Origin of the sequence: Citrobacter sp. CK188 (assembly GCF_030333525.1) — a bacterium.
Lineage (GTDB): Bacteria > Pseudomonadota > Gammaproteobacteria > Enterobacterales > Enterobacteriaceae > Citrobacter_B > Citrobacter_B koseri.
Genome location: NZ_JAOWFU010000029.1, coordinates 624,053 through 643,166, shown reverse-complemented (window position 1 = coordinate 643,166; position 19,114 = coordinate 624,053). Strand labels below are relative to the sequence as shown.

Here is a 19,114-nt window from a genome sequence, read left to right as displayed (position 1 = left end):
TGGCTATCGGGAGGAGCTAAACTGAATAGTTACGGTTTATTTCATTAAACGGTGCGCTTCGCCTTTTGTTTGTAACGGTCGAAGATTACCGCTGCCAGCAGGATTAAGCCGCGCACGACGTACTGTGCAAAGGGGGAAATGTTCAGCAGGTTCATGGCGTTTTCCACCGTCCCCAGGATCAACACCCCCGCGACCACATATGAGATTTTTCCGATGCCGCCCTTGAGGGAGACACCACCTAATACGCAGGCTGAAATCACAATCAGTTCATAACCAATGGAGGTCATTGGCTGGCCGCTGGTCATACGCGACGCCAGGATAATCCCCGCCGCCGCCGACACCAGCCCGGAGAGAACGAAGATAATGATCTTCGTGCGTACTACCGGCACCCCGGCCAGACGCGCCGCTTCTTCATTCCCGCCAATCGCCAGCGTATTGCGGCCAAACGTGGTTTTATTCAGCAATAAACCAAAGATAACCAGGCACCCTACCGTTAACCAGATCGGCGCAGGCAGCCCAAACCAGTTGGCATACCCGAGGGTGAAGAAGCGCTCATCTTCAATCCCTACCGCTTTACCGTCAGAGATGATATAGGCCAGACCACGAACAATCTGCATCGTGGCGAGCGTGGTAATCAGGGCGTTGATCTTTAAACGCGCGATAACAAAACCGTTCACCAGTCCACAGAGTATGCCCAGCAGCAGCCCGGCAGCCACACCAATCCACAGGCTTTCGGTCATATTGATGACCACGGCGGTGGTGACGCCGGCACAGGCAATTACCGAGGCGACGGAGAGGTCAAAATCGCCGGACGCCAGACAAAACAGCATCCCGCACGCCACCATACCCGACATCGAAATCGCCAGCCCGAGCCCCTTCATGTTGATGAATGTGGCAAAGTTAGGCACAAAGATCGCACACGCCAGGAACAGGACGGCGAACACCACCAGCATGCCGTATTGATCCCAGATACGCCCGAAGCTAAACGGCGACTTAGGTGCGCCAGAACCGGATGTAGTTACAGAAGACATCTTACTCTCCTTTACTCAGGCGACAGCCTGGCTGACTTTAGGCATAGCAAGGCTCAGGGCCTGCCGTTCATCCGCCTGTTCGTGAAGTAATTCACCGGCGATCTCACCTTCACGCATCACCACAATACGGTCGGCAACACCAAGAACTTCCGGCAGATCGCTGGAGGCAAACAGCACGGCCACACCGCGCGCCGCCAGCGCGTAAATAACGTTGTAGATCTCGTGTTTTGCGCCGACATCGATACCGCGCGTCGGCTCATCAAGCAAAATGACCTTCATCTCTTCCGATAACCAGCGTCCCAGAATCGCCTTCTGTTGATTCCCCCCGGAGAGATTCATAATGAGTTGCTCAGCACCTGGCGTTTTTATATTGAGGGAGCGAATATGGTGTTCGGCATTGCTCTCTTCCCAACCGTTATTGATCAGGCACCCGCCCAGCACATGCTTACGTCGGGCGCTGATGTTGATATTGTCGCGAACCGAATGCACAGGAATGATCCCCTCCGCTTTGCGATCTTCCGGGCACAGCATCATGCCCGCCGCAATCGCGTGCGCCGGTTTGCGGATATCAATGGGCTGCTCATCAATGAACACCTGCCCTCCGGTGATGCGCGTTCCGCCGAACAGCCCTTTCATTAATTCACTGCGCCCGGCGCCAACCAGACCAAACAGTCCGACAATTTCGCCGCTGCGTACGGATAAGCTGACAGGCGCGCGAACGCCCGGCGCTTTCACCTCTTGCAGCCGCAGCCGCTCTGCGCCACAGGCGCGAGGCTGCCAGCCGTAGATATCGCCGAGATCGCGCCCAACCATCGCCTGAACCAGCGCGTCATGGTTAACCTGCTGCATATCGGTAAACGTTTTAACGTAGCGGCCATCTTTAAACACGGTAATGGCATCGCTCAGTGCAAAGATCTCTTCCATACGGTGCGACACATACAGAATGACGCGCCCTTCTTTGCGCAGTTCGCGAATTACCCGGAACAGGTTCTCGATCTCCCTGGCGGAGAGCGAGCTGGTCGGTTCATCGAAAGCGATAATTTTGGCGTTACGCGCTAACGCTTTCGCAATCTCTACCATTTGCCACTGGCCAATCGAGAGGTATTTCAGCGGGGTATCCGGGGAGATATCCATCCCCAGATGTTGTAACTGAAGACCGGCTTCGTAGTTGAGCAGCGTCCGGTTAACAATCCCCCCCTTATGCGGGAGCTGGCCGAGATAGATATTCTCCGCAACGGTCATTTCCGGCACGAGGTGCAGTTCCTGGTAAATAATGGCGACACCGGCATTCAGTGCAGCCGTGGTGTCGGCAAAGGTCATCTCTTGCCCACGGATCGCCAGCGATCCCGTGGTTGGCGCATAGTTGCCGCTGAGAATTTTTAAGAGTGTGGACTTCCCGGCGCCATTTTCGCCCATCAGCGCATGCACCTGACCGGCATAACAGTCAAAACTGATATCCGTCAGCGCCTTAACGCCAGGGAACGTTTTCCCGATGCCGCGAAATGAGAGATATGGGGTGGGCTGTTGCATAACGTCTCCGTGAGTCAGGATTTTGCCGGATGACGGCGTTGCCTTATCCGGCCTACTGAATACGCAATTCGCAGGCCGGATAAGCCGTTTTCGCGTCGCCATCCGGCATTTGTGTTACTTGCCGCCTAAACCTTTTTTCGCCAGTTCTTCTTTGAAGTTGTCACGGGTGATCAGCACCACGTCGGTCACTTCAGTGAATTTTGGCGGTTCCGCATCTTTGGTTACCCAGTTGTAGAGCATTTCACTGGATTTATAGCCGTGTACGTCCGGGCTGGGCAGCAACGAGCCGTAGAATCCTGTCGCCTGCGCTTTTGACAGTTCGCTGATCGCATCCACACCGTTAATGCCGATGCCGATAACGTCCGCCGCCTTAAAGCCCTGACCTTCGGTGGCGCGCACGCCGCCCAGCACGGTGTTATCATTCATGCCGACAATCAGCCAGTGTTTCACTTCAGGGTGTTGAACCAGCATAGAGTTAGCGGCATCGAATGCGCCGGGAATATCATTGGATTTCGTTGGAACCTGATAGATCTGTTTTTCCGGGAAGCCCGCAGCTTTCAGCGCTTCCATCGAGCCGGATGTGCGGCGACGCGCGGTATCCAGTTCATTAGCGGTAATCGCCATCACCGCCGTTTCCTTTACATCCCAGCCGCGGTTTTGCATCTCCTTATACAGCTCCTGCCCCTGGCGCTCGCCAATTTTCGTGGCCGCCATCATCACCAGCGGTACGGTGTCCATTGGCTTACCTTTCGCGTTGACGAACTGATCGTCCACAGCGATTACCTTCATGTCATACCCACGCGCTTTTGCAACGATCGCTGAACCCAGTTTCGGGTCCGGGGTACAAATAACGAAGCCTTTTGCCCCACTCGCCGCCAGGCTGTCGATGGCGTTCAGGGTTTTCTCACCGTCCGGCACCGCAATTTTAATGACCTCAAAACCCAGATCTTTCCCGGCTTTATCGGCAAATTTCCATTCTGTCTGGAACCAGGGTTCCTCCGGTTGTTTCACCAGAAAACCGAGCTTCATGGTTTCCGCGATAGCGGATTGTGACATAACGGCAGCCAGACCGATGGCTGCCAGCGCTTTAGTAAATTTGTGCATGGTTAACTCCAGCTTTAGCGTTCTTTTATGTAGGGTAAAATCGAACGATTCTTTGTAATTTAGCCGTAAAACAAGGTATTACCTTAAAAGCCAAGGATTGATACCCGTGCTGGTGTTAGTTGTAGCGGGAAATTGATTCTCCATAGGAGAGCGGCATCACACCGCAGAATTACAGTAATTGCGTACATAAATTCAGCGGAAAATGACATAAAAAAAGAAGGTTTTGTCAGACAAATAAAAAAGGGGTAGCAGATTAGTCCATAACATCAGCCAGCAAATCCTTGTCCCCGAATGCAGGCGCATCCGGGGAAATATGCTTTACCAGGCATAGTAAATATGATCGGCATGATCGCGAACAGAAGCGTCATCCCCTGACAGACGAGCAGCCAGCATCAGCGCAAAATCAAAAATATGCCCTAACCCTTTGCCGCTCAAGAGATTGCCATCTTCCACGACCGGCGCATCAACATATTCACCGTCAGTCACATTTTCCCATAGGTCGCCAGAGCAAACGTAACGGCGCCCTTTCAGCAGACCATTGCCCCCCAGCACCCGCGCTGCGGCGGAGCAGACCGGACAGATCAATTTACCCGCAGCGTCATGGCGGGAAACGAAGTCGATCACCTGCGCGCTGGCGGCCAGATTAGCGCTCCCCTGCGGGCCGCCGGGCAAGACGATGGCGTCATACAACGTGTCCAGACGCCCGGCGAGGGTGTTGTCCGCAACCATTGGAATATCGTGATAACTCACTACCGCGCGAGATTCCGCGCAGGCCAGCGTTTCAACATCAATATTCAGGCGACGCAGAATATCAATAGTGACCACGGCTTCTGCTTCTTCGAATCCTGGCGCCAGCAGGACAGCGACCTTTTTCATTTACGACTCCTCGCTTTACTCGTGTTAATCACACCGAAATGACGAATTGTTCATTCGGTTATATTTAAAATAATGGGCAAAAATGATCTGGCGCAAAAAACGTTGTCGATAATTTCGGCCAGAACTGTTTCGCCCGCTAATTATTCGATCCTAACACGCCGGTGTATTTTCTTTTGTGATATGAAACATCATTTCAAAAAATAAATATCAATTTAAAATCACGTAAAATCAATCATGTATATCAACATCCGTTATATTCTTACATTCTCCGTCAGCGATATACCTTCAGCAAACTGTAAAAAAATATAAACATTTGGATTTAAGGATTTTCTTATAGCCGTACTGGCGCTATGCTTATTTTCGATCGGCAACGGAATCAGCTTTTTGATCACATAAAGGACCGGCAGAACGGATTTATTCTGCTAACAGTATTCATTGCGCATACATGAGTAACGCGCATCACCCTTTCTGGAAATAAGGATATTGATATGGCGACAGCTGGAATGGTTCATAAGCTCAACACCCAAATGAACCTTGAGTTTTACGCATCTAACCTCTACCTCCACCTGAGCGACTGGTGTTTTGACCACAGTCTGACCGGCACGGCGACCTTTCTTCGTACCCAGGCGCAGGGAAACGTGACCCAGATGATGCGCATGTTCAATTTTATGAAGAACGCAGGCGCCAACCCCATCGTGAGAGCCATTGATGTTCCCGGCGAAGAGTTAACCTGTCTTGAAGAGTTATTTCAAAAAACGCTGGATGAGTATCAGCAACGCGCCAGTACGCTCTCACGCTTAACCGACGAAGCCAAAGCAATGAATGACGCGCCAACGCTCAACTTTCTCCACGACCTGGAAAAAGATCAGCAGCAGGATGGCGTTCTGTTACAGACGATTCTCGATGAAGTTCGCAGCGCAAAACGCGCGGGATTGTGTATGGTGCAAACGGACAAACACTTACTCAACGTCGTCAACTATCAACACCACTAACCGCTATATTGCCACGGCGTTACGCCTCCCGTGCCGGGAGGCTGTTACGCAGTCGCTTTACTTTAGTGCGCTTCGTCCTGCGGCGTGAATTTCAGTTCAATCAACGCAATCGCCTTTTGAATGGCCCGCATAGTAACCGGGTCCGCAGCGGCAGGGTGGCTGGTAAAATCGATGTTTTTCAACTGGCTGGACATCTTCTCCCGAACTTCAACCGGGGCAATAACGTCAATAACATCCAGAATCTGTTTGATAACTAACTGGCAGGCAACAACGTCAGAGACCAGTTCCTGATCGGCGTTCAGTGGTTGGGACATAGTAAGCTCCTTATAGAAAGGCCGCCATAGTACCCATTCAGGAGAAGAAACGGTAGCAAAGCAAACGCGGTAAGCCGGATAAACGCCGCGTTATCCGGCTGGCATGACAGATTAACCGAGAAGGTCGCGAACGAACGCTTCGATCTCTTTATCCTGGCAATTGTCAAAGAAACACTGCTGGAAACGTGGGCCGGAGACCGCCGTTTTCACCAGTTCAGGATCGATAGCGCGCAGCGTATCCAGATAGTTTTCTTTCACCACCGCCGCTTTCACCTGGTTCAGAATGCCCGCGTTACGCACCTGCGGTTCTTTACGTTCTGGTGGATACCCTTCCCCGTTACGGCCGGTGAATGCTTTTTCAAAGATGAAACGCACATTCAACTCCGCCCCCCAGCCAAAGCCTTTTGCGAATGGCAGAGAAAGCGCATTACCGTTGTTAATCTGCGCAAACAGGAACGCATCCGCCGGGTCGATGCAGTAGCCGCACACCACGCCCGGATGAATATTCAGCGACATCAGCGCGCCCTGCCCGGTGCCGCAACCCGTCACAACAAAATCCACCGCTTTGGCGTTAAGCAGAATGCTGGCCATAATACCAAGGTGGATATAAGTCAGATGATGGTCGTTTTCATCGCTCATCCCGACGTTGAAAACAGGGAATCCCTTTTCATCCGCTACCGCTTTAAGCTCGCGATGAATGGTGGCATTTTTAGCTGCCTGGCTGTTTTCCATCATCAGTGCAATTTTCATTCTGTCTTCTCCTGAATGCGTCGCGGGAACCCCCGCCGTGAGTCGTTGACGTATACGTCACATTACTATCTCGCAAACATACTTTCAAATTTAGTGAAAAATGGTTTTAAAAAATTAAGATGTGCTCACACTTTTCCCGTATCGCACAAAGAGCCGGTGTCGTTGGGATTAATCATGGGCAATTCTTAAGCTATTCAGGCCATTGAATGTCTACTGTTCAAGATAGGATGTGCTGTCACCGGATTCTCAGAGCGATATTATGAAAACCTTTATCCTTGGCCTCTCACTCATAGCCCTGACGGGATGTACCCTCACCAAGCAAGCGCAGGTCAGTGAAACCAACCCGACAAGCGGGATTGTCCGCCTCAGTTATAACCAGGCGATGATGCAAACAGCGCGCGCGGATGATTATGTTGCGCACGGTACGGCGACACGCGAATGTCAGCAGATGGGATACGCCAACGCCATCGCATTTGGTCAGCCAGTGTCAACCTGTAGCGTTTATGCCGGTTCGCTGTGTATGAACACCAGAATCACGCTGTCTTATCAGTGTCAGGGCGTAGCCATCCAGCCAATATCCGCTGGCGGATATTAATATCTTTAGCCAGCATGACGCTGCTGGCTTTAATTATTCTCATTGCATATTTTTATATTTAATAGCGTTAATGCGTTTTATTCCCATTCGCATTTTTAATAATTAAATTTATTATTTTACCTTTTGCAAATAATTAAATAACAAATTATAGTGACGCCACATCAACGTATAATGATTCTTTGTGGAGCGGAACCATGCTGAAAACAGAAATGATCGACAAACTGAATGAGCAAATGAACCTTGAATTATATTCTTCTCTGCTCTACCAACAGATGAGCGCATGGTGCAGCTACCATAGCTTTGAAGGGGCGGCAGCGTTCCTGCGTCGTCACGCGCAGGAAGAGATGACGCATATGCAGCGTCTGTTCGATTATCTGACCGATACCGGTAGCTTACCGTGCATCAATACGATCTCTTCGCCTGCTGCCGAATATGCTTCACTGGATGAACTGTTCCGCGCCACCTACGAACACGAACAATTAATTACGCAGAAAATTAATGAACTGGCGCATGCCGCGATGACCAACCAGGATTATCCGACATTCAACTTCCTGCAATGGTATGTCGCTGAACAGCATGAAGAAGAGAAGTTATTTAAATCTATTATTGATAAATTAACGCTGGCAGGGAAAAGCGGTGAAGGTCTGTACTTCATCGATAAAGAACTGTCTACGCTTGATACCCAAAACTAAAATTAAACGGTGAGGCCCCCTCACCGTTTACGCTCAATGACGGCAGATCTTGCTTTCGTGCGTAGAGAAGCCGTCATCCTTCGCAATAAACTTACCCTTCGCCGCCAGAAACGCCACCAGCTCCGCCGCCGTCATATCAGCAGCCGAACAGGTATGAAAACGCGCCTGTTCACCAAAACGCGCCGTAATCGCCGCTTCCAGGCTGGCATTCGAATACTGCTCGCCTGACTCAATCATCATATTCAGCACTTCGTGGCCGTGAATAGAATCCATACATCCTCCTCAATAAAGCCTGTAGCCTACCGGGAGCCGGCGAATACCGCTTTGCGCTAACGCAGGTTTACATGCACAGCCGATGCAATCGTGGTGGCGCATGCCTTCATGCCAATTTTCGTAAACAATGGTATACACATGTTGTAACGGTCATTTGACGAAAATAATGTTATGCCTTACCCTGCGCCGCAGATATAACCGTTGATTATCTCTGGGACAGAGGAAAGCGTGAAAAATAGAACTCTGGGTAGTGTTTTTATCGTGGCGGGCACCACTATCGGCGCCGGTATGCTGGCGATGCCGTTGGCCGCCGCTGGCGTTGGTTTCAGCGTCACACTGGCGTTATTGATTGGGTTATGGGCATTGATGTGCTACACCGCGCTGTTGCTCCTGGAAGTATATCAACACGTTCCGGCAGATACCGGGTTAGGAACGTTGGCAAAACGCTACCTCGGACGTTATGGGCAATGGATCACCGGCTTTAGCATGATGTTTCTGATGTATGCGCTCACAGCGGCCTATATCAGCGGGGCTGGCGAACTGCTGGCCTCAAGCATCAGCGACTGGACGGGCGCCGATATGTCTCCGGCGATGGGCGTTTTGCTGTTCACCGTGGTTGCCGGCGGCGTCGTGTGCGTCGGAACCTCGCTGGTCGATCTGTTCAACCGCTTTCTCTTCAGCGCCAAAATTATCTTCCTGATCGCCATGCTGGCGCTGCTGATGCCGCATATTCATAAAGTGAATCTGCTTACGCTGCCGCTGCAACAGGGTCTGGCGTTATCAGCAATTCCGGTCATTTTTACGTCGTTCGGTTTTCACGGCAGCGTACCCAGCATCGTCAGCTATATGAACGGTAATATTCGCAAACTGCGATGGGTATTTATCACCGGTAGCGCAATCCCGCTGGTGGCATACATTTTCTGGCAGCTTGCCACGCTCGGCAGTATCAACTCCTCTACCTTTATGGGTTTGCTGGCCGATCATGCCGGGTTAAATGGCCTGTTGCAGGCCTTGCGTGAGGTGGTTGCCTCGCCGCACGTTGAACTGGCGGTGCATCTGTTTGCCGACCTGGCGCTGGCGACATCGTTTTTGGGTGTGGCACTGGGATTATTTGATTATCTGGCAGATCTGTTCCAGCGACGCAACACCGTCGCCGGGCGTCTGCAAACCGGCGCGATTACCTTCCTGCCGCCACTGGCATTCGCACTCTTTTACCCGCGCGGCTTTGTGATGGCGCTGGGATACGCTGGCGTCGCGCTGGCGGTACTGGCGTTGCTGATCCCTTCCCTGCTCGCGTGGCAAAGCAGGAAGCATAATCCGCAGGCAACGTATCGCGTAGCGGGCGGCGTTCCGGCATTAGCCCTCGGCTTTACCTGTGGGATAGTGGTGATCGGCGTACAGTTCTGTATCGCCGCCGGGCTGCTGCCTGAAGTGGGATAAAACAAAAGGGGCGCTAAGCCCCTTTTTTGTGTTTAGTGCAGACAGCACTGTTTATATTTTTTACCGCTGCCGCAGGGGCAAGGATCGTTGCGCCCTACCTTTACTTCCGCCCTTACCGGCACCTGCACCGGCGTTTCCTGCGGGTGCGCCATCCAGTACGCGTGTAAATCCAGGGCCGCCAGACGAATCGCGTTAACGCTCTCTTCAAACGCTTCTGGTGACATTTTTTCAACCACGGCGAAGTTCTCTTCCGTACCGTGCAGCGCAATGGCTTTCAGCGCGGGTTGTAGCGTATCCGGTAAGGTGGACCAGTCAGAGAGTGTGACCCCGCGCATATAGCCAAAGCACCACTCTTCCACGATGGTCAGCTCATGACCTTCGACTTCACGCAGACCGAACAGCGGCTCAAACTGTTCCGGGAACTCATTAAGCCTGTCTGACGTATCCGCCATATGCTGAAACGCCAGTTCCATAAAACGCGTCATCTCCTTTTCAGAGGACCAGCGCGGAACATACTGCGCCCCACCCCATACCGCGACCAGCCATTGCTCTGGCTCAATCTCATACGGCGAACTGAGTACAGCCGTCAGTAAACCATCCAACTCTGACACATCCAGAATCGCGTGATCGGTATTGTACTTTGTCAGTACATCATCCAGCCATTCCAGCTCGCTTTCGTTTAACGGTCCTGTTTTCATAACGCTTTTCCTCAGTGAAATACTCTCGCCCGCAATTATCTTACATGGCTGACGAAGTAAGGGATACTTATTGGGGAAGGAATGGCAGACAAGATCATCAGCGAACAGATGACAGACACAAAAAAACCACCCGGAGGTGGTTTTACGACACTGCTTATTGCTTTGATTATTCTTGTCTTTCCCATGGTACCCGGAGTGGGACTTGAACCCACACAGCGCGAACGCCGAGGGATTTTAAATCCCTTGTGTCTACCGATTCCACCATCCGGGCTCGGGAAGAAAGTGGAGGCGCGTTCCGGAGTCGAACCGGACTAGACGGATTTGCAATCCGCTACATAACCGCTTTGCTAACGCGCCATATTCTTCAGGCTTTTCAGCCAGACACCCGCTATTGCCGATGTCTTTAAACTGGAGCGGGAAACGAGACTCGAACTCGCGACCCCGACCTTGGCAAGGTCGTGCTCTACCAACTGAGCTATTCCCGCATCATCAAGTAACTTTGTTAATCACTTGATTTTGTTATCGTCTGGTAACCTGCGCCGCCGTTCGATGCGTTGCATTCTACTTACCTGACGCAACGAGTCAACGATATTTTTCGCCACCCACGATCGTTTGCTGAAATTTGCGGCGAAACGATCACTGATCAAGCAAATCCCCGCGTGCAGCGCTCAAATACTGGAACATAGACCACAGCGTCAGCACGGCAGCAACGAAGAAAAGCGCGATCCCGGCATATTCCACCCAAATGTTTGGACGCCACAGCAGCCACGCCAGCGCCGCCATTTGCGAGGTGGTTTTCACTTTGCCGATCCAGGAGACCGCCACGCTGCTGCGTTTGCCCAGCTCGGCCATCCATTCACGCAGCGCGGAAATAATAATTTCACGCGCAATCATGGTCGCGGCAGGCAGCGTCACCCACCAGCTGTGATAATGCTCCGTCACCAGCACCATGGCGATCGCCACCAGCACCTTATCCGCCACCGGATCAAGGAACGCGCCAAAACGCGTGCTCTGGTTCCAGCGACGCGCCAGAAAACCGTCGAACCAGTCGGTCACGGCGGCGATACAGAAGATTAGCGCAGTAACGAAGGGAGCCCATGTAAATGGCAGATAAAACACCAATACAAAGAATGGGATCAGAATGACGCGAAACAGCGTGAGCAACGTAGGGATATTAAATTGCATAGTGACGGGTAACTATCTGTTGTCAGAGAAATTACCCCTATGTTGCTACAGAGACCTCAATGTTTCAACGAGTAGAAGATCTTTTCTGCCAGACCTTGCGAAATACCCGGCACTTTTGCAATTTCCTCAACACTCGCGTTACGTAGTCCTTGCAAACCGCCCATATATTTCAACAGCATTTGTCGACGTTTTGGCCCGACGCCTTCGATAGTTTCCAGCGTGCTGGTGTTTTTCACCTTCGCCCGTTTTTTGCGGTGCCCGCTGATGGCGTGATCGTGCGATTCATCGCGGATATGCTGAATAACGTGCAGCGCAGGCGAATCCGGCGGCAGGCTAAAGCCCTCCCCTTCGGGTTCAAAGAACAACGTCTCCAGACCGGCTTTACGATCGGCGCCTTTAGCAACGCCCAACAATAAAGGATGATTTTTATCCCACGGCACATCCAGTTCAGCAAAAACGGTCTTCGCCTGACCAAGCTGGCCTTTACCGCCATCAATCAGAATAACGTCAGGAATCTTACTTTCTTCAATCGCCTTGCCATAGCGTCGGCGCAGAACCTGATTCATCGCCGCATAATCATCGCCCGGCGTAATTCCGGTAATGTTGTAGCGACGATACTCCGCACGCAGCGGCCCGTTAGCGTCAAAAACCACGCAGGAGGCCACCGTCTGTTCTCCCATCGTGTGGCTGATGTCAAAACACTCCATCCGCTTCACCGCAGGCAGCTTCAGCACGCTTGCCAGCGCGGTCAGACGATGCGTGATCGTCGATTGCTGCGACAGTTTGCTGATCAGCGCCGTCGCGGCATTGGTTCGCGCCAGCTTCAGGTAACGAGCGCGATCGCCGCGCGGTTTGGTCTGCACATTAATACGCCGCCCGGCCAGTTCGGACAAAGAATCCGCCAGCAGCGTTTTATCGCTCAGGTTGAAATCCAGCAGGATCTCTCCTGGCAGCGTGCGCATCTGGCTGCCTTGCAGATAGAACTGGCCGACGAACGTTTCCACCACTTCGCCCAGTTCCGTCCCGTTCGGCACTTTCGGGAAATAGCTACGGCTGCCCAGCACCTTGCCCTGGCGGATAAAAAGCACATGCACACAGGCCATACCCGCATCGAACGCCACGCCGATAACGTCCAGATCGTCGCCAGTATTGGAGACAAACTGTTTCTCAGTAACGCGGCGCACAGCCTGAATTTGGTCGCGTATGCGCGCGGCCTCTTCAAATTCCAGATTCTGGCTGGCTTTTTCCATTCGGGCGATCAATTGGGTCAGAACCTGATCGTCTTTCCCGGATAAAAACAGCCGAACGTACTCCACCTGCTGCGCATACTCATCTTCACTCACCAGTCCTTCTACGCACGGCCCGAGGCAGCGGCCAATCTGATATTGCAGACAAGGACGCGAGCGGTTGCGGTAGACGCTGTTTTCGCACTGACGAATGGGAAAGACTTTTTGCAGCAGGGCCAGGGTTTCACGCACGGCATACCCGTTCGGGAACGGGCCAAAGTATTCACCTTTGGCATGTTTCGCCCCGCGATGCATTGCCAGGCGTGGATGAGTGTCACCGCTGAGAAAGATGAAAGGATAGGATTTATCATCGCGCAATAACACGTTATAGCGCGGTTGATACAATTTGATGTAGTTGTGTTCGAGCAATAGCGCTTCGGTCTCGGTGTGCGTCACCGTGACATCAATTTGCTGAATTTGCGCAACCAATGCTTCGGTTTTTCGCGAAGCAAGGTTGCTGCGGAAATAGCTGGAAAGCCGTTTTTTCAGGTCTTTCGCTTTACCGACATAAATAACCGTACCACCGGCATCATACATACGATAAACGCCGGGTTGGCTGGTCACGGTTTTTAAAAATGCTTTCGCATCAAACAGAACACTCACTAGCTTGTTAACGTCTCCGCATTACACAGGCCGTGGCGAATTGCCAGGTGAGTCAACTCAACATCACCATGAATGTTTAGTTTACTGAACATTCTGTAGCGATAGCTGTTCACCGTTTTAGGACTGAGATTCAGTTGTTCCGAGATCTCATTAACCTTCTGGCCCCTGGTGATCATCAGCATAATCTGCAACTCGCGTTCAGACAAACTGGCAAAAGGCGTTTCTGTTTTCTCAGGCTCAATCTGGCTCAGCGCCATCTGTTGAGCGATATCTGAAGCAATATAACGCTGCCCGGAAAAAACCGAACGAATCGCGCTGACCACTTCCTGAGGCGCAGCGCCTTTACTCAGATACCCTGCGGCTCCGGCCTGCATGACTTTCGCCGGTAACGGGTTTTCCGTATGGATCGTCAGCATGATCACTTTAATATCAGCGCTTGAGCGGGCAATTTTGCGCGTCGCCTCAAGACCGCCGATTCCGGGCATGTTCATGTCCATCAGCACAACGTCGACGGCGTTCGCGCGGCACCACTTTACGGCGTCCTCGCCACAACAGGCTTCACCGACAACCTTTATGCCCTTTATATCTTCCAGAATGCGTCGTATCCCTGCGCGCACCAGTTCGTGGTCATCAACAAGAAGAACGTTGATCAAAGGAATATCTCCAGAATAGGGATAACGCTACTGATAGTTAATCGACCCTATATTAGCGGGTTTTATCTCAACTTTGAAACGTAAAAAACGTGGGGCATTCGATTTTGCTCTCGTTTTTGGAAATTAGATTGTACGCTTCGTGGAAACTCCCACAGCTAACGGGCTTTTTTTACCCTCTATTTCTGCATAATAGTTTCAGAATAGTGACAAAAAATTCACTCATTTCCGTCGAAATGCTAAATAGGCAAGCAAGTTTGTAACAATAATTAACGCGTGAAATACGCGAGGTAAACAAAAAAATGAGGAAAATATATGCCTCGCAAGGCGTTGTTTATTTTAATGGCGCTGGTTTGATTTGCGATCAAAAAACAACCACTGCTATTTTTGGCGCAGCTTATGGTATACTCCGCCGCCTTAACATTTGCCATCGCACTTTTTCACTGAAACATAACGAGGAAAATAAATGAGTACGCCTGATTTTTCCACTGCCGAGAATAATCAAGAACTGGCCAATGAAGTCACCTGCCTGAAAGCCATGTTGACCCTGATGCTACAGGCAATGGGGCAAGCCGACGCAGGGCGCGTGATTCTTAAGATGGAAAAACAGATCGCGCAGATTGAAGATGAAACGCAGGCCGCGGTATTTTCCAGCACTGTTAAGCAAATTAAACAAGCTTACCGCCAGTAACAGGAAACCGGCTGAGAGTGAAACTTTCAGCCGGTTTTGCGTCTGGCACGCAGAACATTCGTTTTTTCAGATCAGGCCCGTCGCGGCCGCATAGCAGGCAATCTGCGTTTTATTCGGCGCGTTAAACTTTTTCTGCATGTTTTTCTGATGAAAGTTAACGGTGTTCTCTGAGATTGACAGAATCATCGCGATCTCTGATGACGTCTTTCCTTCTGCCGTCCACTTCAGGATCTCTTTCTCTCGCTTACTGAAGCGCATTTCTGGCGTCATCACCATTTCATCCTCCAGCCGCGTCAGCGCCGACAGGCTCTCACGCACCAGCAGTTGCAACCGGAGTTCAATTTCATCATGTGCAAACGGTGCATGGCGGGCGTTCGCCCGGGAGACAGAGAGGAAGCCCAGCGCCCGATTCGGCAGCATCAGGCATTGCGTCGCCCCCCGGCGTAGACCGTGCGCGCGCGCCGCGTCCCATAGCGACTGCGCTTCGCTAAATAAGGCATCATTCCATGCCAGATGCCCCTGGCGGAAATTTTCCGGCTTTAATACCGGATCAATAGAGAAATAGTTTTCAGACTGATAATGCGCCACCCACGCTTGCGGGTACGTAGTGTGAACGGAGATTTTTGGCCGCGTAAACGGGACGGGATGGCGAACGCACAGCGCATAATAATCATATTCAAGCTGCTGTGTCTGATGTTGTAATTCAGTGTAGACATCTTCTGCCGTCGCCATTTCCTGAAAGCGTACCAGCATACTCCGTCGCCAGGTGAAGAAATCATTTTCCTGCATACTAAACGGTAACACCCCTGAGATTGATAATCATTATAATGTTTAAAACAAGCTAACACATAAATGAAGTTTATATGTAGAAAATATCGGTCAGATGGCGAATTACTTGAGGTGTGTTTCATCCGGCGGGAGAACACAAAGGGATTACGGCTATAATCAGGCGGGTATTATTGATATTTATTTAAATACACTCGCCCAAAACGGGATTATTTCAGGCGAGTGCGCGAAAACACTTATTGCATCAGGAACTTCTCAAGAAACTGACGCGTGCGTGGTTGCTGAGGATTGGCAAATAACGGTTTGGCCGCGCCCTGCTCCACAATGCGCCCCTGATCCATAAATATCACCCGGTCAGCCACGTCGCGCGCAAAGCTCATTTCATGCGTCACGATAACCATCGTGCGCTTTTCCTGCGCCAGCTGGCGTATCGTACTGAGCACCTCCCCCACCAGCTCAGGGTCGAGCGCGGAAGTCGGTTCATCAAACAAAATCACCTCCGGGCGCATCGCCAGCGCGCGGGCAATCGCCACACGCTGCTGCTGCCCACCGGACAGGCGACGCGGATAGCTGGTCTCTTTCCCGGCCAGTCCTACCTTCGCCAGCAGTTCCCGCGCTAATGCCGTTGCTTCGGCTTTGGGCTCGCCTTTCACAATCACCGGCCCTTCAATGATGTTCTCCAGTACGATACGGTGCGGAAACAGATTAAAGTTCTGGAATACGAACCCCACATGCTGACGCAACTGCCGAATTAGCCCTTTTTGCTTGCTTAATGAGCTTGCGGTATCAATGGTAATGTCGCCCACTTTGATGGTGCCCGCCTCAGGCTGCTCCAGCAAATTAATGCTGCGCAGCAGCGTTGTTTTACCGGAACCGCTGGGGCCGATAATCGCCACCACCTCACCAGGTTTCACCTCCAGGTCGATGCCGTGCAACACCGTCTGACCGTGGAACTTTTTCACCAGGTTTTTAACTTCAATCGCACTCATTTTGGATCTCTCTCCTGGCGGTTAAGCTGCTCTTCAAAATAGTTTTGCAGCGCGGAAAGTACCGTCGCCATCACCCAGTAGATCAGCGATGCCGCCAGATACATGGTGAAGACTTCCAGCGTACGCGAGGTAATCAGTTGCGCCTGACGGAACAGTTCCGGCACCTGAATCGTCGCGGCCAGGGAGGTATCTTTCACCAGGCTGATGAAACTGTTGCTCAGCGGCGGCAACGCCACGCGGGCGGCCTGCGGCAAAATCGCGCGACGCAGCGTTTGCCACGGCGTCATACCGATACTTGCCGCGGCTTCCCACTGACCTTTGTCGATAGAAGAGATCGCCGCACGCAGCGTTTCCGAAGTGTAGGCTGCGGTATTCAGCGACAGGCCAATCATCGCCGCCGGGATCGGATCCAGCTCAATGCCAAACTGCGGCAGGCCGTAGTAGATCATAAAAAGCTGGGCAATCAACGGCGTACCGCGAAAAATGGAGATATAAAAACGCGCCAGCCAGCGGACAGGCAGCAGGGGCGACATGCGCATCAGCGCGAGAATGAAGCCCAGCAGCAGGCCGAAAAACATCCCGCCAATACTCAGCTGTAGCGTAAACACCGCACCTTTAAGCAGATACGGCAGCGAGTCAATCACCAGTTGGATACTTTCTTGCATGAGTGTTTTTCTACCCGGAAGTTACACGTGAGGATGGTAGGCAAACAGCGCTGGCGCCCCACCGGTATGAATAAAGAGAATCGGGCCTTCATCTTTGAAGCGCTTCTGGCTGATGCCATCGATCAGGCCCGCCATCGCTTTCCCCGTATAGACCGGGTCAAGCAGAATGCCTTCCAGGCGCGCCAGCAGCTTCACGGCCTCCATCCCCTCTTCATTCGGCGTTCCGTATCCCGGCGCGAAATAGTCGTCCCACAGCAGGATGTCCGCCGAGGCGGTCAGTTCCAGCTCTTTAGCAATCGCTTGTTGCAGCGTAACCACTTTGGGCTTCTGATCGATAACCTTGCGCGACACGGTCACGCCGATCAACTCAACATCTGGCATCAGTTGTTCCAGACCTACCGCCAGCCCGGCGTGCGTACCGGCGCTTCCCGACGCCACCACCACGGAGGACAGCTGTACCGCACCCTCGCACTGTTGGGCGATTTCCAGCGCGCTTTCCACGTATCCCATTGCGCCTAATGGGCTGGAGCCGCCGACCGGAATCACATACGGCCTGAACCCCTGCGCCTCAATACGGGTCGCCAGTTCCTGTAACTGGGCGTCAGGATCGGTCAGCGCGTCGCACATCTCAATTTGCGTGTTAAAAAGATCCAGCAGCAGACGATTGCCGTTGGTCAGGTAGTTTTCCGCCGTCGTACCGATAGGATTTTCCAGTAACGCAACGCAGTGTAATCCCAGTTTTGCCGCTACCGCCGCCGTCTGGCGAACGTGGTTCGACTGGATGGCGCCCGCCGTAATCAGCGTATCCGCGCCTTCACGCAGCGCATCGGCAGCCAGAAATTCAAGCTTGCGCAGTTTATTCCCGCCCATCGCCATCGGCGTTACGTCATCGCGTTTAATGAAAATGTCGCGACCCAGATAATCAGATAAACGCGGCAGGTATTCGAGTGGCGTTGGCGCGCCAATAAATTCCAGGCGTGGGAACCGCGTTAAATTATGCAGTGGCATAAAGCCTCCGGTATTCATTGTTGTGATGTTCTTTTTATTATGCACGTTCAAACGGATGAAATAAAAAAGGCGCCGTATTAAAGCGCCTTTTTTTGCAATTATGACGATTATTTAGTCACATCTGCGCCAAACCATTTCTCAGACAGCGCTTTCAGCGTGCCGTCTTTCTGCATATCGGCAATGGCGCCATCTACCGCTTTCAGCAGATCTTCATTGCCTTTACGCAGCGCCACACCGGCTTCCTGACGGGAGAACGCTTCGCCGGTAACGGCCAGCGTGTCTTTGGTTTTCTTCACCAGATCCAATGCGGCCAGGCGATCCACCAGAATAGCGTCAATACGGCCTACGCGCAGATCCTGGTATTTCGTCGGATCGTCATCATAGGTGCGAATGTCTACACCCTGTACGTTCTGGCGCAACCACTCTTCGTAGTTTGTTCCCAGACCAACGCCGACTTTCTTACCTTTCAGGTCAGCCGCCGTTTTGATGCTGCCTTCATTGCCTTTTTTCACCAGCGCCTGAATACCAGAAATGGTATAAGGTGTTGAGAAGTCGTATTTTTTCTTACGTTCGTCGGAGATGGTGACCTGGTTGATAACCACATCAATACGTTTGGAATCCAGCGACGCCAGCATACCGTCCCATTTGGTCGGTTTCAGCGAGGCTTTTACGCCGAGGTGTTTCGCCAGTTCTTCTGCGAACTCCACTTCAAACCCGGTCAGTTTGCCGTCATCACCCTGGAAACTGAACGGCGGGTAAGTCCCTTCCAGGCCTACCAGCAGCGTGCCGCGCTCTTTTACTTTGTTTAACAGACCTTCATCTGCATAACTCTTCACGCTCATCCCGGCGACAAGTGCAACTGCCATCACACCCATCAGAGCCTGACGTCCCAGAAGTGCTAATTTCATAGTTACCCCGAATGTTGTCATTAATGACCGTAGTGTAGAGGGTTTGCT

General features: G+C 52.0%; 22 protein-coding genes and 3 tRNA genes. 6 read left to right on the top strand and 19 right to left on the bottom strand.

Annotation, left to right across the window (positions count from 1 at the left end):
• Positions 1-44: 44 nt before the first annotated feature.
• The 4 genes from araH to OGV67_RS08595 all read right to left on the bottom strand — a co-directional run bounded on the left by araH (position 45) and on the right by OGV67_RS08595 (position 4,541).
• Entirely contained in the window at positions 45-1,031 is a 987-nt protein-coding gene (araH, locus tag OGV67_RS08610; RefSeq protein ID WP_024130242.1) for an arabinose ABC transporter permease AraH, read from the bottom strand.
• A gap of 15 nt (positions 1,032-1,046) precedes the next feature.
• A complete protein-coding gene (gene araG / locus OGV67_RS08605; protein ID WP_024130241.1) occupies positions 1,047-2,561 on the bottom strand; it encodes an arabinose ABC transporter ATP-binding protein AraG in 1,515 nt (504 codons plus the stop codon).
• Positions 2,562-2,675: 114 nt separating this feature from the next.
• On the bottom strand, positions 2,676-3,665 hold the full coding sequence (gene araF, locus OGV67_RS08600; protein ID WP_012131947.1) for an arabinose ABC transporter substrate-binding protein AraF: 990 nt from the start codon (positions 3,663-3,665) through the stop codon (positions 2,676-2,678).
• 318 nt (positions 3,666-3,983) lie between these two features.
• Positions 3,984-4,541 (bottom strand): DJ-1/PfpI family protein, encoded by a 558-nt coding sequence (locus tag OGV67_RS08595; protein WP_012131946.1) that lies wholly within the window; start codon positions 4,539-4,541, stop codon positions 3,984-3,986.
• 488 nt (positions 4,542-5,029) lie between these two features.
• Between OGV67_RS08595 and OGV67_RS08590 the strand changes: the two genes are divergently transcribed.
• Positions 5,030-5,533, top strand: a complete 504-nt coding sequence (locus OGV67_RS08590; protein WP_012131943.1) for a non-heme ferritin-like protein — start codon at positions 5,030-5,032, stop codon at positions 5,531-5,533.
• 62 nt (positions 5,534-5,595) lie between these two features.
• Here the strand turns inward: OGV67_RS08590 and yecJ are convergent, their stop codons facing one another.
• A complete protein-coding gene (gene yecJ / locus OGV67_RS08585; protein WP_012131942.1) occupies positions 5,596-5,847 on the bottom strand; it encodes a DUF2766 family protein YecJ in 252 nt (83 codons plus the stop codon).
• Between the two features lie 111 nt (positions 5,848-5,958).
• Complete coding sequence (locus OGV67_RS08580; protein ID WP_115614235.1) at positions 5,959-6,597, bottom strand: RpiB/LacA/LacB family sugar-phosphate isomerase; 639 nt, start codon at positions 6,595-6,597, stop codon at positions 5,959-5,961.
• 259 nt (positions 6,598-6,856) lie between these two features.
• Between OGV67_RS08580 and OGV67_RS08575 the strand changes: the two genes are divergently transcribed.
• Positions 6,857-7,192 (top strand): YecR-like family lipoprotein, encoded by a 336-nt coding sequence (locus OGV67_RS08575; protein WP_047464021.1) that lies wholly within the window; start codon positions 6,857-6,859, stop codon positions 7,190-7,192.
• Positions 7,193-7,386: 194 nt separating this feature from the next.
• Positions 7,387-7,884 (top strand): non-heme ferritin, encoded by a 498-nt coding sequence (gene ftnA / locus OGV67_RS08570; protein WP_012131939.1) that lies wholly within the window; start codon positions 7,387-7,389, stop codon positions 7,882-7,884.
• A gap of 33 nt (positions 7,885-7,917) precedes the next feature.
• Here ftnA and OGV67_RS08565 read toward each other — a convergent pair whose 3' ends face one another.
• The gene (locus tag OGV67_RS08565; protein ID WP_012131938.1) at positions 7,918-8,157 is read right to left on the bottom strand and encodes a YecH family metal-binding protein; all 240 of its coding nucleotides are present in this window, start codon (positions 8,155-8,157) and stop codon (positions 7,918-7,920) included.
• A gap of 228 nt (positions 8,158-8,385) precedes the next feature.
• Between OGV67_RS08565 and tyrP the strand changes: the two genes are divergently transcribed.
• Positions 8,386-9,597 (top strand): tyrosine transporter TyrP, encoded by a 1,212-nt coding sequence (gene tyrP, locus OGV67_RS08560; RefSeq protein ID WP_286465403.1) that lies wholly within the window; start codon positions 8,386-8,388, stop codon positions 9,595-9,597.
• A gap of 32 nt (positions 9,598-9,629) precedes the next feature.
• Here the strand turns inward: tyrP and OGV67_RS08555 are convergent, their stop codons facing one another.
• The 7 genes from OGV67_RS08555 to uvrY all read right to left on the bottom strand — a co-directional run bounded on the left by OGV67_RS08555 (position 9,630) and on the right by uvrY (position 14,022).
• Positions 9,630-10,295: a YecA/YgfB family protein gene (locus OGV67_RS08555; RefSeq protein WP_115614234.1), complete on the bottom strand. Its 666-nt coding sequence runs from the start codon at positions 10,293-10,295 to the stop codon at positions 9,630-9,632.
• A gap of 184 nt (positions 10,296-10,479) precedes the next feature.
• Positions 10,480-10,566 (bottom strand) — tRNA-Leu (locus OGV67_RS08550).
• 12 nt (positions 10,567-10,578) lie between these two features.
• A tRNA-Cys gene (locus OGV67_RS08545) sits at positions 10,579-10,652 on the bottom strand.
• 52 nt (positions 10,653-10,704) lie between these two features.
• Positions 10,705-10,780, bottom strand: a tRNA-Gly gene (locus tag OGV67_RS08540).
• A 151-nt stretch (positions 10,781-10,931) separates the two neighbouring features.
• Positions 10,932-11,480, bottom strand: coding sequence for a CDP-diacylglycerol--glycerol-3-phosphate 3-phosphatidyltransferase (gene pgsA, locus OGV67_RS08535; protein WP_012131934.1), 549 nt, complete (start codon positions 11,478-11,480; stop codon positions 10,932-10,934).
• A gap of 56 nt (positions 11,481-11,536) precedes the next feature.
• Positions 11,537-13,369, bottom strand: a complete 1,833-nt coding sequence (gene uvrC, locus OGV67_RS08530) for an excinuclease ABC subunit UvrC (protein ID WP_115614233.1) — start codon at positions 13,367-13,369, stop codon at positions 11,537-11,539.
• Positions 13,369-14,022 carry a UvrY/SirA/GacA family response regulator transcription factor gene (gene uvrY, locus OGV67_RS08525; RefSeq protein ID WP_012131932.1) on the bottom strand — a complete coding sequence of 218 codons (654 nt, stop codon included), beginning with the start codon at positions 14,020-14,022 and terminating at the stop codon, positions 13,369-13,371. Before uvrY ends, uvrC begins: the two co-directional genes overlap by 1 nt.
• A 396-nt stretch (positions 14,023-14,418) precedes the next feature.
• Here uvrY and OGV67_RS22150 point away from each other — a divergent pair, with 396 nt between their 5' ends.
• Positions 14,419-14,466: a hypothetical protein gene (locus OGV67_RS22150; RefSeq protein WP_418222342.1), complete on the top strand. Its 48-nt coding sequence runs from the start codon at positions 14,419-14,421 to the stop codon at positions 14,464-14,466.
• Between the two features lie 19 nt (positions 14,467-14,485).
• Positions 14,486-14,710 (top strand): DUF2594 family protein, encoded by a 225-nt coding sequence (locus OGV67_RS08515; RefSeq protein WP_012131931.1) that lies wholly within the window; start codon positions 14,486-14,488, stop codon positions 14,708-14,710.
• A gap of 66 nt (positions 14,711-14,776) precedes the next feature.
• Here the strand turns inward: OGV67_RS08515 and sdiA are convergent, their stop codons facing one another.
• From sdiA to tcyJ, 5 genes are all read right to left on the bottom strand, one after another.
• Entirely contained in the window at positions 14,777-15,499 is a 723-nt protein-coding gene (gene sdiA, locus OGV67_RS08510) for a quorum-sensing transcriptional regulator SdiA (RefSeq protein WP_049011659.1), read from the bottom strand.
• A gap of 233 nt (positions 15,500-15,732) precedes the next feature.
• Positions 15,733-16,485, bottom strand: a complete 753-nt coding sequence (tcyN, locus tag OGV67_RS08505; protein ID WP_286465400.1) for an L-cystine ABC transporter ATP-binding protein TcyN — start codon at positions 16,483-16,485, stop codon at positions 15,733-15,735.
• Complete coding sequence (tcyL, locus tag OGV67_RS08500; RefSeq protein WP_012131928.1) at positions 16,482-17,150, bottom strand: cystine ABC transporter permease; 669 nt, start codon at positions 17,148-17,150, stop codon at positions 16,482-16,484. Before tcyL ends, tcyN begins: the two co-directional genes overlap by 4 nt.
• A 21-nt stretch (positions 17,151-17,171) precedes the next feature.
• A complete protein-coding gene (gene dcyD, locus OGV67_RS08495) occupies positions 17,172-18,158 on the bottom strand; it encodes a D-cysteine desulfhydrase (RefSeq protein WP_024130239.1) in 987 nt (328 codons plus the stop codon).
• 107 nt (positions 18,159-18,265) lie between these two features.
• Entirely contained in the window at positions 18,266-19,066 is an 801-nt protein-coding gene (gene tcyJ, locus OGV67_RS08490) for a cystine ABC transporter substrate-binding protein (RefSeq protein ID WP_071258756.1), read from the bottom strand.
• Positions 19,067-19,114: the final 48 nt, after the last annotated feature.

Bases quoted from the DNA above. Each gene is read 5' to 3' on its own strand.
- araH (WP_024130242.1), bottom strand. From the start codon at position 1,031: ATGTCTTCTGTAACTACATCCGGTTCTGGCGCACCTAAGTCGCCGTTT.
- araG (WP_024130241.1), bottom strand. From the start codon at position 2,561: ATGCAACAGCCCACCCCATATCTCTCATTTCGCGGCATCGGGAAAACG.
- araF (WP_012131947.1), bottom strand. From the start codon at position 3,665: ATGCACAAATTTACTAAAGCGCTGGCAGCCATCGGTCTGGCTGCCGTT.
- OGV67_RS08595 (WP_012131946.1), bottom strand. From the start codon at position 4,541: ATGAAAAAGGTCGCTGTCCTGCTGGCGCCAGGATTCGAAGAAGCAGAA.
- OGV67_RS08590 (WP_012131943.1), top strand. From the start codon at position 5,030: ATGGCGACAGCTGGAATGGTTCATAAGCTCAACACCCAAATGAACCTT.
- yecJ (WP_012131942.1), bottom strand. From the start codon at position 5,847: ATGTCCCAACCACTGAACGCCGATCAGGAACTGGTCTCTGACGTTGTT.
- OGV67_RS08580 (WP_115614235.1), bottom strand. From the start codon at position 6,597: ATGAAAATTGCACTGATGATGGAAAACAGCCAGGCAGCTAAAAATGCC.
- OGV67_RS08575 (WP_047464021.1), top strand. From the start codon at position 6,857: ATGAAAACCTTTATCCTTGGCCTCTCACTCATAGCCCTGACGGGATGT.
- ftnA (WP_012131939.1), top strand. From the start codon at position 7,387: ATGCTGAAAACAGAAATGATCGACAAACTGAATGAGCAAATGAACCTT.
- OGV67_RS08565 (WP_012131938.1), bottom strand. From the start codon at position 8,157: ATGGATTCTATTCACGGCCACGAAGTGCTGAATATGATGATTGAGTCA.
- OGV67_RS08555 (WP_115614234.1), bottom strand. From the start codon at position 10,295: ATGAAAACAGGACCGTTAAACGAAAGCGAGCTGGAATGGCTGGATGAT.
- pgsA (WP_012131934.1), bottom strand. From the start codon at position 11,480: ATGCAATTTAATATCCCTACGTTGCTCACGCTGTTTCGCGTCATTCTG.
- OGV67_RS08515 (WP_012131931.1), top strand. From the start codon at position 14,486: ATGAGTACGCCTGATTTTTCCACTGCCGAGAATAATCAAGAACTGGCC.
- sdiA (WP_049011659.1), bottom strand. From the start codon at position 15,499: ATGCAGGAAAATGATTTCTTCACCTGGCGACGGAGTATGCTGGTACGC.
- tcyN (WP_286465400.1), bottom strand. From the start codon at position 16,485: ATGAGTGCGATTGAAGTTAAAAACCTGGTGAAAAAGTTCCACGGTCAG.
- tcyL (WP_012131928.1), bottom strand. From the start codon at position 17,150: ATGCAAGAAAGTATCCAACTGGTGATTGACTCGCTGCCGTATCTGCTT.
- dcyD (WP_024130239.1), bottom strand. From the start codon at position 18,158: ATGCCACTGCATAATTTAACGCGGTTCCCACGCCTGGAATTTATTGGC.
- tcyJ (WP_071258756.1), bottom strand. From the start codon at position 19,066: ATGAAATTAGCACTTCTGGGACGTCAGGCTCTGATGGGTGTGATGGCA.